The sequence below is a fragment of the Stenotrophomonas sp. SMYL11 genome (assembly GCF_036320005.1).
Taxonomy (GTDB): Bacteria; Pseudomonadota; Gammaproteobacteria; order Xanthomonadales; family Xanthomonadaceae; genus Stenotrophomonas; species Stenotrophomonas maltophilia_A.
On the sequence record NZ_JAWIRS010000001.1, the window covers coordinates 495,855 to 509,749 of the forward strand.

General features: G+C 64.2%; 15 protein-coding genes. 7 read left to right on the forward strand and 8 right to left on the reverse strand.

Features of this window, described 5'->3' with window-relative positions:
• Positions 1-3: 3 nt before the first annotated feature.
• The 7 genes from virB11 to V3B46_RS02340 form a co-directional block, all read right to left on the reverse strand.
• On the reverse strand, positions 4-1,047 hold the full coding sequence (gene virB11, locus V3B46_RS02310; RefSeq protein ID WP_012511439.1) for a P-type DNA transfer ATPase VirB11: 1,044 nt from the start codon (positions 1,045-1,047) through the stop codon (positions 4-6).
• 14 nt (positions 1,048-1,061) lie between these two features.
• A complete protein-coding gene (locus V3B46_RS02315; protein WP_329891030.1) occupies positions 1,062-2,315 on the reverse strand; it encodes a TraB/TrbI/VirB10 family type IV secretion system protein in 1,254 nt (417 codons plus the stop codon).
• Complete coding sequence (locus V3B46_RS02320) at positions 2,312-3,091, reverse strand: TrbG/VirB9 family P-type conjugative transfer protein (protein ID WP_014037652.1); 780 nt, start codon at positions 3,089-3,091, stop codon at positions 2,312-2,314. The genes V3B46_RS02315 and V3B46_RS02320 overlap by 4 nt, the downstream gene beginning before the upstream one ends.
• Positions 3,088-4,143 carry a VirB8 family type IV secretion system protein gene (locus tag V3B46_RS02325; protein WP_054172019.1) on the reverse strand — a complete coding sequence of 352 codons (1,056 nt, stop codon included), beginning with the start codon at positions 4,141-4,143 and terminating at the stop codon, positions 3,088-3,090. Before V3B46_RS02325 ends, V3B46_RS02320 begins: the two co-directional genes overlap by 4 nt.
• Before the next feature lie 89 nt (positions 4,144-4,232).
• Entirely contained in the window at positions 4,233-4,679 is a 447-nt protein-coding gene (locus V3B46_RS02330; protein WP_010484845.1) for a hypothetical protein, read from the reverse strand.
• A gap of 427 nt (positions 4,680-5,106) precedes the next feature.
• Entirely contained in the window at positions 5,107-6,786 is a 1,680-nt protein-coding gene (locus tag V3B46_RS02335; protein ID WP_019338169.1) for a type IV secretory system conjugative DNA transfer family protein, read from the reverse strand.
• A 36-nt stretch (positions 6,787-6,822) separates the two neighbouring features.
• Entirely contained in the window at positions 6,823-7,080 is a 258-nt protein-coding gene (locus V3B46_RS02340) for a hypothetical protein (RefSeq protein ID WP_029379975.1), read from the reverse strand.
• A gap of 234 nt (positions 7,081-7,314) precedes the next feature.
• Here V3B46_RS02340 and V3B46_RS02345 point away from each other — a divergent pair, with 234 nt between their 5' ends.
• Positions 7,315-8,526, forward strand: a complete 1,212-nt coding sequence (locus tag V3B46_RS02345) for an MFS transporter (RefSeq protein ID WP_329891031.1) — start codon at positions 7,315-7,317, stop codon at positions 8,524-8,526.
• 16 nt (positions 8,527-8,542) lie between these two features.
• On the opposite strand, the gene V3B46_RS02350 is transcribed toward V3B46_RS02345, so the two are convergent.
• Complete coding sequence (locus tag V3B46_RS02350) at positions 8,543-9,022, reverse strand: MerR family transcriptional regulator (RefSeq protein WP_329891032.1); 480 nt, start codon at positions 9,020-9,022, stop codon at positions 8,543-8,545.
• A gap of 89 nt (positions 9,023-9,111) precedes the next feature.
• On the opposite strand from V3B46_RS02350, the gene V3B46_RS02355 reads away from it, so the two are divergent.
• The 6 genes from V3B46_RS02355 (at position 9,112) to V3B46_RS02380 (ending at position 13,895) form a co-directional block, all read left to right on the forward strand.
• Positions 9,112-10,350 carry an NADH:flavin oxidoreductase/NADH oxidase family protein gene (locus tag V3B46_RS02355; RefSeq protein ID WP_329891033.1) on the forward strand — a complete coding sequence of 413 codons (1,239 nt, stop codon included), beginning with the start codon at positions 9,112-9,114 and terminating at the stop codon, positions 10,348-10,350.
• Between the two features lie 93 nt (positions 10,351-10,443).
• Entirely contained in the window at positions 10,444-10,920 is a 477-nt protein-coding gene (locus V3B46_RS02360; RefSeq protein ID WP_329891034.1) for a hypothetical protein, read from the forward strand.
• 102 nt (positions 10,921-11,022) lie between these two features.
• Positions 11,023-11,292, forward strand: a complete 270-nt coding sequence (locus tag V3B46_RS02365) for a hypothetical protein (RefSeq protein WP_154263926.1) — start codon at positions 11,023-11,025, stop codon at positions 11,290-11,292.
• A 125-nt stretch (positions 11,293-11,417) separates the two neighbouring features.
• Complete coding sequence (locus tag V3B46_RS02370; RefSeq protein WP_154352856.1) at positions 11,418-11,663, forward strand: hypothetical protein; 246 nt, start codon at positions 11,418-11,420, stop codon at positions 11,661-11,663.
• 97 nt (positions 11,664-11,760) lie between these two features.
• Positions 11,761-12,009 carry a hypothetical protein gene (locus tag V3B46_RS02375; protein ID WP_329891035.1) on the forward strand — a complete coding sequence of 83 codons (249 nt, stop codon included), beginning with the start codon at positions 11,761-11,763 and terminating at the stop codon, positions 12,007-12,009.
• 182 nt (positions 12,010-12,191) lie between these two features.
• Positions 12,192-13,895: an ATP-binding protein gene (locus tag V3B46_RS02380; protein ID WP_329891036.1), complete on the forward strand. Its 1,704-nt coding sequence runs from the start codon at positions 12,192-12,194 to the stop codon at positions 13,893-13,895.

Below are 13,895 nucleotides of genomic sequence, written 5' to 3' on the forward strand. Positions count from 1 at the left end.
CCTTCAGCCCTCCTGCCCCTGGGCGCGCCCAGGATTGAAATCGATACCGGTGATGTAGCGCGAACCGGCGTGCGCCTTGATATGCACAACGATGTCGATGGTCATCATCAACAGTCGCTTGATCACGTTGAATTCCAGGCCCGAACCTTCGGCGGAGGCCTTCACCATGAGGGCCAACTGGTCCCAGGTCTGCTCCGGACTGCCCGCATGGCAACTGGTGATCGAGCCCGGGTGGCCCGATGCGCAGTTGCGGATGAAGTAGAACGCCTCGTCACCGCGCAGCTCGGCAAGGATGATGCGTTCGGGCTTCATGCGCAGGCAGGCTTCCATGCAGCTCTTTGCGCTGACGTTGCTGGTGCTCTGCCCACCCTTGGAGTACAGCAGGTGCACCACATTGGGTTGGGTCAGAAACAGCTCGCGTGCGTCCTCGATCGTGACCAGGCGTTCGTTGTCGGGGATATGATTGACCAGCGCTTTCATGAAGGTGGTCTTGCCGCTGCCGGTCGCACCGGACACCACGATGTTCTTGCGGTACATCACCGCACGCCGGAAGAACTCGGCGTACTCGCGCTGCTGGCGCAGTTCCAGCAGCTCGCGGTCCTGCTCGCTGATGCTGCCATCGCTTTCCAGGATCTGGTTGAAGAAACCATCTTCGTGATACTGGCTCAGCGACTTGGTGTGCTTGGACGGCAGACGAATGGTGATTGATACCTTCCCGGCGTCACATGCCGGCGGAATCACGAACTGCGCACGCTGGCCGGTGGGGAACGTGAGCGACACGACCGGATCGGCATCGGTAATGCGCTGACCGGTGTTGCTCTCGTTCACCACCGCCGTGCAGAACTGCCGGGCCCGCTCGAAGGTCAGGCTCGGCACATCCACCCGCTGCCACCCCGCCCGGGTTTCCAGGTACAGCTCACCGGGACGGTTGATGCAGATTTCCGTCACCTCCGGCGAGGTCATGTACTCTGCAATGCCCAGCACTTCGTACTGATAGCGCAGGAAATCGCTGGAGACGAGGGCGAGGGGTGACACTTCGGCGTCCATGATCGTTCGTTGGGTTACCGGCGGGGGTGGAGCACGTTGGTGAAGTCGACGTCCTTGGCAACGTAGACATTCACGATCGTGCCCTGGTTGATGGTGACGGTCGGCGGACGACGGTTGCTGCTGAGTGCCTCGTTGGCCAGGCGCTCCATCGTGCGTGCGGTAGCACTCTCATAGGGCGACTGCACCGTCATGCCGTTGTTGGCGATGGTGGTCGTCTCCGGACCATGTTCGGCAGCCGCGTACTTGAAGGCATCGGAAATCAGGCTGATCATCAGCGCCGAGGCGATACGGCTGCCCCAGTGCGCGCTGTACTGGCCCGGATGACCGGCGCCGCCCAGCTGATCCACGCCCGGGCTGGACATCGCAACATCGATGCCATTGGGGGTGGTAATGCGATCCCAGATCACTTCCACGCGCTTGCCGATCGGACCATCGCCATAGGCGCCATAGATCTTGGAGCCCTTCGGCAGCAGCAGGTTGCGACCGTTGATCGAGTACACCGGCTCGGTCAGCAGGCACGACGTGTAGCCGGCCAGATCGGTGATGATGCGGGTTTCCAGCACGCACCGCAGGTAGGTGCCGCGCACCAGCAGCGCATCGGGGCTCTGGATGTAGGCGGCACTGGAAACGTCTTCCACATCCGGCCCACGACGGATCTTCTGCTGCCCCTGCTGGTTGGGCATCATGTTCGCAAGCAGCGCCTGGCGGGTCTGCTCGTCGAGCGCACTGCGCTGCGGTTGCGCGCGATTGCCTGCCGCAAGCGCGGCATCATCCACGCCAGCCATCCGGCGCTCGACCAGCGTCGGCTCACGGGGTCCCATGGCTTCCGGCCGGGACGCAATGGGCACCAGCTTCGGACCTTCGTCCTGCGACATCGGCGGAAGCATCGGAATCGGTTCGGCGGCAGTCGGCGGCGCCTGCGGAGGCGGCGCAACGTCCGGCAATGTCGGCGTGCTGGCACGTGCGACATCCGGCACCTTCTGCACGGCGTCATCACTATCCTGGCCCTTGCGGAACAGCAGGAAGCCCATTGCCATCAGCAGCAGCACGATGCCGCCGAGGAACAGCAGGGCCTTGCGATTCAACCGCTGCTCTTCGGCCGAGCGCAGCTGCGGCGCGGCCGCGTCCAGATCCGGCGCCGGCTCGGCCTGGGCCGTGCCGAAGTAGGGATTCGACGGCGCGTCCGGGGCACCCTGTGCGCCGTACGGGCTCTGGCTCTCGTCGCGTCCGTTGTTCGGGTCGTTTCCGGGAGTGTTCTGCTGGCTCATTTCTTCACGTTCCTTCGCAGGCCGACGACGAAGTCGCCGTGGCGGATGACCAGGTACGGGTGCGTCCCGTGCACGATCAGCGTATTGCCTTCAACCGTGGTGTTGACCACGAAGTCTTCTCCGTATTCCGTTTCGCGACCGAAAACCGCCGGGAAGATGCCGGTCTTGTACTCCGGCGAATTCGGCAGCTTCAGGTAGGTGAAACGACCATCGTCATAGGCGTTGACCGGGATCAGCCACCCCATCTTCTTCGCCTTGCTGGTCGAATAGGAGTAGTTGAAGTTGTACTGGCGGTCCTTGGCCAGTTCAGAGCTCAACAATGGCTTGGCCTCTTCTTCGACCGCTTCCTGGGCGACGCCGAACACGGTGTCGTTCGGATAGACGAAGGCGATCTTGTACTGCACGCCTGCACGACGCGCCTGTTCCAGCTGGCGCCAGTCAGTGGCTACCACCTTCAGCTCGAAGATGTAGGAGTGGGTCTCGGTGCGCACCATCATGTTGGTGTCCACGTCGACGTTCTTCGGCTTGAGGTAGAACACGTTCTCGCGGCGGGTCAGCTCCCAGCCGCTGCTGAAGCCGGTGCTGTAGTCGAGGATCTTCTCGTTCGGGCTCAACTCGATCTGGGTGGTAAGGCCCAGGCCGGTGCGAACCGGATAGATGCGGTCCTTCTCGTACTCGTAGTGGTCCACCGCCTGCGCCATCGCCGCTGCTGAAAACAACAGCGACAACATCGACAGCAGCGCCAGCGCGCTTCCCCTGATATTTCGACTACTCATCGGTTGCTTGCTCCATCAGCAGTTCCGGTGGAATTGTTCTGCGCCGGCCTCATGGCCGGCTGTCCGGGCATGGCGTGCCCCGGCGTTACTTGCCCCTGCACCGGCTGACCCGGCATGGGTTGACCCTGTACGGGCTGGCCCGGCATCGCCTGACCCGGCACCTGGCCGTTGACCGGAGCCGCGACCGGTTGGCCGGTGGCAGGATCGATCATCGTGGCCGCAGCCGGATTGTTCGGATCGTAGACACCCTGCGCCTGCTGCGCGGCCTGTGCAGCCTGCTGCGCCTGCGCCTGCATGGCGCCGTCATCCGGCACCGGGACGCCACGGGAATAGTCGTTGTCGACGCGATACTCGGTGACCTGGAAGGCCAGCGGATTGAGGATACGATCCTGCTCGGACAGCGCGAGGTTCTGGTTGTAGCCGAAGCGCATCGTCACCAGCTGATTGTCCAGATAGGTGGCAACGCCAGTGCGCTTGTCCAACAGGCTGCGCTGGATGCGCACCGACGCACCGCGGAAGCTGCCGTTCGGTTCGGCGCCCAGCGGCGTGATGCTGAGGATCTTGACCCGGATGGCGCGCTCGCGGCCATACATCACGAACGGGTTCTGCGGGTTGTTGCCGGCATAGCGCACGCGCATGGACTGCGCCACCGGATCGGTGGACATCACGAACACCAGCTCCCAGTCGCGCAGGCCCATTACCGCCGAGTCGTACGATTCACGTGCCAGCACGTACTGGGCGACATTGCTGCGATTGATCGCTTCGTTGCTGGTGATGGTCTCGCCCTGGAACGTGCCACTCAGGCGCGCGACCGTCGCGGTACCCGTATACGCGTCGGCCATCACCAGGAACGGCACCTTCTCTTTCAGCGGCAGCATGTAGTAGTAGCCGCCCGCCAGTGCGAGCGACATCAGCAACGAGCCCGTGGCGACCCACCACGCGCGCCGCTCGCTGCGACGCGCCATGTCGGCCACGGTGATCTCGTAGCTGACCGCCTTGGCGACCGACTGCTCGACCTTGGGACTGTTGCCGGGATCCTTCTTGCGGAACATGGATTCTTCCGTACTGCTGAAACATCAATGGGCATGGAGCCCCTGCGACAGGCGCGGGGAGCAGCACGTTCGATGGTTTCGAGGTGGACTCAGGTGCCGCTGTTGGAATCAGCGCCCTGCGCCGACGCGGTGGGCGTCGAGCCAGCGCTCTGCACAACGATCTGGTTGCCAACAATGGAGACGGAGATGCCTTGCGCCGAATACGCCGAAGTCAGATCGATCACAGCCTGCTGTGCATTGGTGGTGTCGATCTTCGAGACCGCGCCATACAGCGTGAAGTCCGAGTTGAGGCGGTAGTCCAGTGTTCGTCCGGAATCCTTGGCCCAGCGCTCGAGCATGGCTTTGAGCGTGCCATCCATCGGCGAGGCCTGGTAGACGTAGCTGGAGTACAGCGGGATCTCGGTCGTCGCCACGGCAAAGCGATTGACCGGCTTCCAGCGCCCACCGAAATCGGGGGCGGACTTGGTGGCACACCCTGCCACCATCAGCGCCGCGACTGCGGCGATGGAGATTTTCGCGATAAACGCCTGATTCATACGGGCTTCACTTTGACGTACGAAAAAGCAGTCCCGAGCGTTGGTTCCCTGGTCGTCCGGCGCTGCATGGCGCACGCCGGAATCGGGGAGACGCGCTGGCATGCAGCACACCTGCCCCGGCTCCCCTGCAGCCCGAAAGCTGCCAACCAGGTCGCGGGGCCGCCAGACGTTGCCGACGACACACCCGCACACCCTCACCAACGTCGAAACCATCCTTGTTTCCATGGCACAAACTCCTGGCCACCCTGCGTTACAACTCTTGCCATCCAGCACACACTTCTGGATGACGAACACAGAGTTACACAACCACGCGTCAATTCCATGTCAGACAAGTCTGAAAATCTATGAACAGACGCCGAATTTTTGACTCAGGTCACGATTTCATGTCAGTGAATATGAATCCACGTCACAAATTTAGCGACGTGAATTAGACGTTAAGCATCGGAACGTCGACCTTCGGCAGCAGCCTCGACGTGAAATAGCGATCCTTGTAATAGCGGATCTTGTCGCACTTCACCGGATGCGGTATGCCCTCGTAGAGGAATACTTCCTTGTCCGGCCCCATCGCCTTCAGCTCCTGAGGCAGCATCAGTGCGCGCCGCTCCTCGGTGAAGTTGTGGGTTTTCTCGCGGGCATGGGTGACGTTCTTCTTGCGGATGGTGGTGTAGCCCAGCATGTCCGAGTAGTCGTTAGCGTCCTGCTGCTCGCGCGGCGCGTACAGGATCTGCAGCGCGTGGTTGGTGATGATCGTGCGTGACACTTCCCGTCCGTAGGTGGCATCAAGCTGGGACATGCTCTGGATGATCGGCAGCAGGCGGATGTTGTAACCGGCCATGTAGGACACCGCCGAGGCGATGATCTCGACCTTGCCGATCGAGGTGAATTCGTCCATCAGCAACAGGCACTGGTACTTCAGGTCCGGGTTGGACTTGGGCAGTTCCTTGGTGTTGAGGTTGATCAGCTGGCTGAAGAACAGATTGATGATCAGCCGGCTCTCGGCCAGCTTGTTCGGCTGGATGCCGATGTAGATGGTCATCTTCTTCCTGCGCACGTCGGTCAGCAGGAAGTCGTTGCTGCTGGTGGCCTTGTCCAGCACCGGGTTGATCCAGGGATTGAGCGGCTCCTTGAAGGTGCCGAGGATCGAAGCGAAGGTCTCGTCGGCCTGGGACAGCATGTTGGCGAACGCCGAACGGGCGTTGCCACTGAGGAACGACCGCTCCGACAAAGCCTTGAGGTACTTCTTCAGATCGGTGCCGTCGCCCGATGACAACCGGTAGACAGCGCCCAGCGTGGGCGTGCCCGAACCGCCCGGGAATCCGCTGCTGCGCTCGTCATCCCAGTTCTCGAACAGATACAGGGTGAAGGCCATGAACGCGTTGCGCGCTTGGCTGACCCAGAATTTCTGGTCCTCGGCCCCATCCGGATACAGCATCGCGGCAATGCTCATCAGGTCCGAAACCCGGAACGCCGGATCATCGGACACATAGCTGAGCGGGTTCCAGCGGTGCGTGCGCCGATCTTCGGCGAAGGGATTGAACAGGTAGATCTCCTGGCCCTGACTGGCGCGCCAGCCACTGGTCAGGTCGAAGTTCTCCTGCTTGATGTCCAGCACCACCAGCGATTCGCCGTACTCCAGCAGGTTCGGGATGACCACGCCCACGCCCTTGCCTGAACGGGTGGGTGCCGCAAGGATCACGAACTGCTGGCCGTCCAGCCGCACCAGCTTGCCGCCATGGCTGCCGACCACGATGCTCTGGCCGGTCTTCTTGAACATGCCGTGCTTGGACAGATCGGCGCCGGTGGCGAAACGCGCGTCGCCATGCAGCGAGCGCTTGTCCTTCTTCAGCAGCAGCACCAGGCCGGTCACCAGCAGGGCCAGCAGCGGCAGACCGAAGCCCACGTAGCCAGCCCATTTGATCTTGCCCACGAAGGGCGCGACCTGTGGCTGGTCCAGCGCATTGAAGTACTGGTAATAGGTGTTCCAGGTGAACAGCTTGGTATCCAGGCCCAGGAACAACAACGTCAGGTAGCCGGAAAACACGAAACCAAGCAACAGGGTCGCCAGCGTGGTGATGGCGATGAGCAGATACTTCTTACTGGGCAACACCCGAATCCTCCATGATGCGCACAAGGGCGCGACGGCCTAGCGGCGGCGCCAGCGCGACGCCTTCTTCCGCAGGTGGTTTTCGTTCTCCAGCCCGGGCTCTTCGCCCTCTTCACGCACCCGTTGCAACAGCAGTTGGCGCGCTTCGGCCAGTGATACCAGGTCGGTCAGACGATCCCCATCGTCGGCGACGACCGCATGGCCGACCACATCGCCCGGAGCGTACACCGGCGCGTAGGACACCGCTACCAGCTGATAGCGGCCGCGCGTCTCCAGCACATGCCTGAACTCCTGCATCGACACCCTCCTTGTTCCAGCATTCCACAGCCCCTGCACGCCCATCATGCCGACCGCCGTGTCGTCATCACATGCAGGAGGCCGGCAACAGGGGGCCGCACGCGCTGCAGCACCGAGCCCGTGCCCGGCGTGCCGCAATCCCATCGATCAAACACTGATTTGCCCCGGGCGTGGCTGCTGCTGTTGCGGTGCAGCAGTACAATGGCCGGCTCCCCGCCCCCATCGCGCCCCCGCATGAGCCCCAACGCTTCCCTGGCTGCGCGGCTGACGCCCCGTCAGCGCACCTTGATCATTCTTGCCCTGTCCCTGGGCGGCTTCGCCATCGGCACCAGTGAATTTGCCAGCATGGGCCTGATGCTGGAGATCAGCCGCGGCCTGTCGATTTCCGAAACCCAGGTCGGCCACCTGATCAGCGCCTACGCCATCGGCGTGGTGGTCGGCGCCCCGATCCTCGCCTTCGTCGGCGCCAGCTTCCCGCGCCGTAAGCTGCTGCTGGCACTGATGGGCTTCTATGCCGTCGGCAACCTGGCCAGCGCATTGGCACCAAACTACGGCACGATGCTGATCGCGCGTTTCGTCGCGGGCCTGCCACACGGCGCCTACTTCGGCGTGGCGATGCTGGTGGCGGCGGCGATCAGCCCGGCCGGCCAGCGCGGCCAGGCGATGTCGCGGGTGCTGCTGGGCCTGTCGATTGCGATCCTGGTCGGCAATCCGCTGACCACCTGGCTGGGCCAGCAGCTGAGCTGGCGCACCGCCTTTGCCCTGGTCAGCCTGCTGGCCATCGCCACCGTGGCGATGATCGCGCGCTTCCTGCTGCCGGATCCGGACGAAGTGCGCACTTCGCCGATGCGCGAACTGCGCGCCTTCAACACCACCCAGGTGTGGCTGGCGCTGGCAATCGGCGCCGTTGGCTTCGCTGGCATGTTCTGCGTGTTCACCTACCTGGCGCCGACCCTGGTGCAGGTCACCGGCGTAGCCGAATCGTGGATGCCGCTGGCGGTGGGCGTGTTCGGCATCGGTGCGATCATCGGCAACATCGCCGGTGGCTGGCTGGTGGACAAGTTCCACTTCAAGGCCGCCGCGGTGGTGCTGCTGTGGTCGATCGTGATGCTGCTGCTGTATCCGCTGGCCGCGCAATCGGTGTGGACCATCGGCCCGATGATCGTCACCGTCGGCACCATGGGCGCGCTGGCGGCGGTGCTGCAGACCCGCCTGATGGACGTGGCCGGTGAAGCGCAGACGCTGGCAGCGGCCTCCAACCATGCCGCCTTCAATACCGCCAATGCCCTAGGCCCGTGGTTGGGCGGCATGGCGATCAGTGCCGGCTTCAGCCCGGCCAGCACCGGCTACGTCGGTGCGGCTACCGCGATCGGCGGCCTGCTGCTGTGGTGCGTGGCGGTGATGCTGGACAGGAAGCGCAAGACCGCCATCGCAGGCAGCCACTGAACACCGCGCCGGATCGTCAGTCGCTGCCCGCGCGGCGACGACGATCCGGTCGCAGCAACGCTGTATCGCCGGCCGCCAGGGCCGGTCGCGCCAGCTCGCCGCGCTTCACGCGGTCCAGCACCCGCCGCGAATTGGCCGCACAGTCGATGCCATCCGGCTGCGCCTGGATGTCCTCGATCAGGGCCAGCAGGTGCGCTCGGCTCTGTGCCAACCGCAGCTGCAACGCCTCGATGTCGGCCACCTTCTGCTGCAGCATCGTGATCAACGCATCGTGCTGCCACTGGCCCATGTCCGGCGGCAGCAGGGCGCGGATCTCCTCCAGGCTGAAGCCAGCACGCTGCGCGCCCGTGATCAGCTCCAGCAGCAGCACCGCCTGTTCCGGGTAGTCGCGGTAACCATTGGCCTGGCGCTGCACCACCAGCAGCCCCGCGTCTTCATAGAAACGAATGCGCGACGCCGCGAGGCCCGTGAGGCGGGCCAGCTCACCGATCTTCATCTGCCTGAATCCTCGCCATGGGAACCCGTTGACCTTCAATCAAACTTGAAGGTTAGCGTAGCGCCATTCCCCTGTCCTGGAGCTGTCCGATGTCGCTGTTCTCGCCCCTGGCACTGCCCTCCGGTGCCGTCATCCGCAACCGCATCGCCAAGGCGGCGATGGAGGAAAACATGGCCGACGCCGACCACGCGCCTTCCGCTGCGCTGCTGCAGCTGTACCAGCGTTGGGCCGATGGCGGCGCAGGGCTGATCATCACCGGCAACGTGATGGTCGATGGGCGCGCCATGACCGGTCCCGGCGGCGTGGTACTGGAGGACGACCGCCACCTCGACCGCTTCACCGCCTGGGCGGACACTGCCCGCTCGCGGGGCGCGCAGATGTGGATGCAGATCAATCACCCCGGGCGGCAGATGCCGGCCGCACTCGGCCAACCCGCGCTCGCGCCGTCAGCCGTTGCATTGCAGATGGGCGCGCTGTCCAAGCAGTTCGCACCGCCGAAGGCGATGACCGAGGCGGACATCGAAGAGGTGATCGCCCGCTTCATCCGCAGCGCCGGGCTGGCCGAGCACGCCGGTTTCAGCGGGGTGGAGATCCATGCCGCGCACGGCTACCTGCTCAGCCAGTTCCTGTCGCCGCTGTCGAACCAACGCACTGACCGCTGGGGTGGCAGCCTGCACAACCGTGCGCGCCTGCTGCTGGAGATCGTGCAGGGTGTACGCGCGGCGGTGGCGCCCACATTCGTGGTGGCGGTGAAGCTCAACTCCGCCGACTTCCAGCGCGGCGGCTTCTCGCCCGAGGATGCGCGCGAGGTGGTGGAGATGCTGGCCCCCCTCGGCGTGGATCTGGTCGAACTGTCCGGCGGCAGCTATGAAGCACCGGCCATGACCGGCCCCGCACGCGACGAACGCAGCATGGCCCGCGAAGCGTACTTCCTCGAATTCGCACGCGAGATCGCCACGGTGGCAACGATGCCGTTGATGGTCACCGGTGGCATCCGCCGCCGTGAGGTGGCAGAACAAGTGCTGGCCAGCGGCGTGGCCATGGTCGGCATCGCCACCGCACTGGCGATCGAGCCGGATCTGCCTAAGCACTGGCAGCAGGGCCGCGACCCGGCGCCGACGCTGCGCAACATCGACTGGCGCAGCAAGCCGCTGGCGGCCAGTGCGCACATGGCCGCAGTGAAGTATCAGCTGGGCCGGTTGAGCCGGCACCGCCCCACCGCACCCACGGTTTCACCGGTATGGGCACTGCTGCTTGCACAGGCGGCCGCAAAGTGTCGGACCCGCCGCTACCGGCGCTGGATCAGCGCCCGCGCCATCGCACATTGAGCCGCGCGGTCTTCTCATCGCCGCAGCGATGCTCCACCATCTGCAGGATCGGCGGCAGTCCGCCGCCGGTCGCAGCATGCAGAAGGAACCACCGTGGCAGCAGGATCAACCAGGAACCGCGAAAAGCTGCTCGATGACCTGCTCTCGCTGGGCCGTAACTGGGCACTGGCCATCGCCATCGCAGGCGCCGGGGCCGCGGTCCATTACAGCGAGTCGGTATACGAAGCAGGAATCTGGCGCGGCCTGCTGCCCACGCTCTGCTTCCTGGTCGCGATCATCTGGATCGTGCTCAGCATCATCCGCTTCGACCTGACCATCCAGCAGCACTTCGAGCGCAAGCTGTCGCGCTGGCTCAGCCGCCTGCTCTACGTGCTGCTGCTCGGTACCGGCATCACCGCCGTGTTCTTCGTCACCGAGCTGGCAGAGAACAATCATATCGCGCGGATGTGCGACTCGGTGGCCAACGAACCCGGCAGCCGCATCCACAGGTCGGCCGAATGCCAGCGCCTGTACCAGCACCGCGCAGCGTACCGGCAGCGCCTGGAATCGGCCGAGGGTGAGTTCGACTGAGCCTGCATCGGCCCTGCATCGCGTGCGCGAAAAACACATGGCGTGGATATGTGATCGGGCACAGTGGCTTCGCCTCCCTTGCAGCAAACGAACGCCGCCGACATGCACCACCCGCCCGCCCCTGCCCGTCACGATGCCATCGCTCTGCAGGCTGGCGTGCTCGGCAGTGTGCTGGGCGTTACGCTGTTCAAGGCGATCGCAATGTCGGCGCTGGCGACCGGATCCTTGATTGTGATCGGGCTGTGGTTGCTGGCCTGCGCGCTGCTGGCTGCCTGGGCACTGGCCGCCTGCCTGGCCTGCCTTGCGCTCAGCCGGCGCGTATTCGTCCTGATGCTGGCGCTAAGCATGATGCTGATGATCTGCGTCGCCTGACAGCAGCAGGCGCCGGACTATCGCGCGTCCGTTACAGAATAACAAGTGTGATTGGACGGATTGCGCGGGCCTGGGCTCACAGATTTGAACTCCATGGCCAGCCCGGCACCACCCGAGACCTCCCCATGCACCTGCAGCCCCTGCTTCGCGCCTCCCTCACCGCCGTTGCCCTGGCCTCGCTCGGCGCCTGTGCAACCTATGACGACAGCAACATGCATCAGGCCTGCCAGGAGTCGCCGCATCTGAAGGACCTGCCGCGCGAAGTGGCTGCCCGCGAGAGCCGCTGCAACAAGAGCATGGAAGTGTGGTCGAGCGAGCGCAAGGGCAGTGACCGGCCGATCGACCTGAGCGGCAAGAAGAAGGATCTCTGAGCCGCCTGGCATCTTGATCGTTCCAATGCATGCGGATGACCAGCCCGTCACGATCGGGAGGGGAGGATAAGGCCTCCCCATCACGACGACTTTCCCGATGCCGGCCACCGGTCACCCTGTCATCCATGCCTTTGAAGCTGTGTTCGACCTGACTGGCGGGGTGGAGCGCATTACCGCGCTCACTGTCATCTGCCGGCATTGCTCTGAAACCCGCTCGGCCAGCGAAGACAATCTGGTCCAGCTGCCGGGCGGCGCCTTGTTCCGCTGCGACGGATGCGGCAGTCATCAGGCGGTGAGCCATGCGCGGGTTGCCGATTGGCAGGTTAATTCGCTGCTGGGTGTCTGAGGCAGCAATACGACGGTGCCACGATGCAGGCTGTTGGCGCAGGGGAGATGGTGCAGTCAGAGGCCGCCCCGTAAGCCACTTCGTCCGCCGCGAAGGGCCGATGACGGCCAGGGCAAAGGACCTGTGCAGGCCTCAATGACATCACCTCGGCTAAGCTGCGGCACCTTTCTTCGCGCACGGCCATGCATCCCTTCCCCCTTCCTGTCTCGGCACCTGATCAACTCGCCTACCGACTGCTGCAGGACAGCGACTGGGCCCGTTCGGCCGACGCCACCAACGCTCCCCCCGAACTGCGCACGCTGCTGGCGATGATCCTGGATTCTCCGGAGCCGCTGTGGATCGCATGGGGCCGCGACAACAAGGCGTTCTTCTTCAACGATGCCTACCTGCCGATGCTGGGCGGCAAGCTGCACGGTGCCATGGGCAGCCGATTGGAAGAGGTCTGGGCGGACGTCTGGGCCGACGTCGTGGATGCTGTCAACGACGCCTTCGGCGGCACAAGCCGCAGTTTCAAGAACATGCCGTTGATGATGGACCGCGATGGCACGTTGCGCGAGACATTCTGGACGTTCTCCTACTCGCCGCTGCGCGCCGGTTGCGGAGGCGTGGCCGGCATCATCTGCGTAGTCAGCGAGCAGACCGAACGGGTGATTGAACGCGACCGGCACACTCGCCAGGTAGCGGCCATCACCGAACAGGCACGCGAGGCCCACCTTGAACTGGTACGCGCCCGTGAACAGCTGCGGCAGTCGCAGAAGCTGGAGGCCATCGGCCAGCTGACCGGCGGCGTTGCCCACGACTTCAACAATCTGCTGCAGGTCATCACCGGTTCCGTGGACATGCTGCTGCATACCTGGCCGGCCGAAGATGCGCGCCTGCGCTATGTACAGGCCATCGAAACCGCCGCTGACCGCGCCACTCGCCTGACCGCCCAGCTTCTGGCGTTCTCGCGTAGACAGAGCCTGTCGCCGCAGGTGTTCGACCTCTGCGAGAGCGTACGCGCGCTCTCAGACATCATCACCACAGTGCTGGGTGCACGCATCTGCGTGTCGGTGAACCTGCCCGACGCCCCGTTGCCGGTGCTGCTGGACCGGACCCAGCTCGACACCGCCCTGATCAACATCGCGGTGAACGCGCGCGATGCCATTGACGGCCACGGCAAGGTGACGATCGATGTGGAACAGCTGACATCGGTGCCTTCCGTGCGGTTCGCGGCGCCGATGAAAGGCAACTTTGCTGCGATCAGCGTTAGCGACACCGGTGCCGGTATCGATCCGTCCGTGGTGGACCGGATCTTTGAGCCATTCTTCACCACGAAGGGAGTGGGCGCGGGCACCGGGCTTGGTCTCAGCCAGGTGTTCGGCTTCGTCAAGCAGTCCGAGGGCGAAGTGGACGTACAGAGCCAGGCCGGTGTCGGTACGCGCTTCACGCTGTATCTGCCGCTGGCGCAGGCAAACGCCTGCGTCGAGCTGCCTACCGCGCAACCGGGACTGCTCCATGGCCACGGATTGTGCGTGCTGGTGGTGGAAGACAATGTGGATGTGGCCGAGTTTGCGGTCGGGGCGCTGCGCGAGCTTGAGTACAGCGTCATACTCGCGCGCAATGCCGACGAAGCACTGGCGGAGCTCGAGCGCGACGCTGCGCGTTTTGACGTGGTGTTCAGCGACGTGGTCATGCCCGGGACCAATGGGCTGGATCTCGCCCGCACCATCCGCAGCCGCCTGCCAGATCTTCCGATCATTCTCACCAGTGGCTACAGCGAACTGCTGGCCCGCGATCCAGGCCATGGTTTCACGCTGCTGCGCAAGCCCTACTCACTGAAGCAGCTGGCTTCGGTGATGACCGAGGCCAGCTGTCGCTCGCATACGATGGTCACTGCGCTTTAG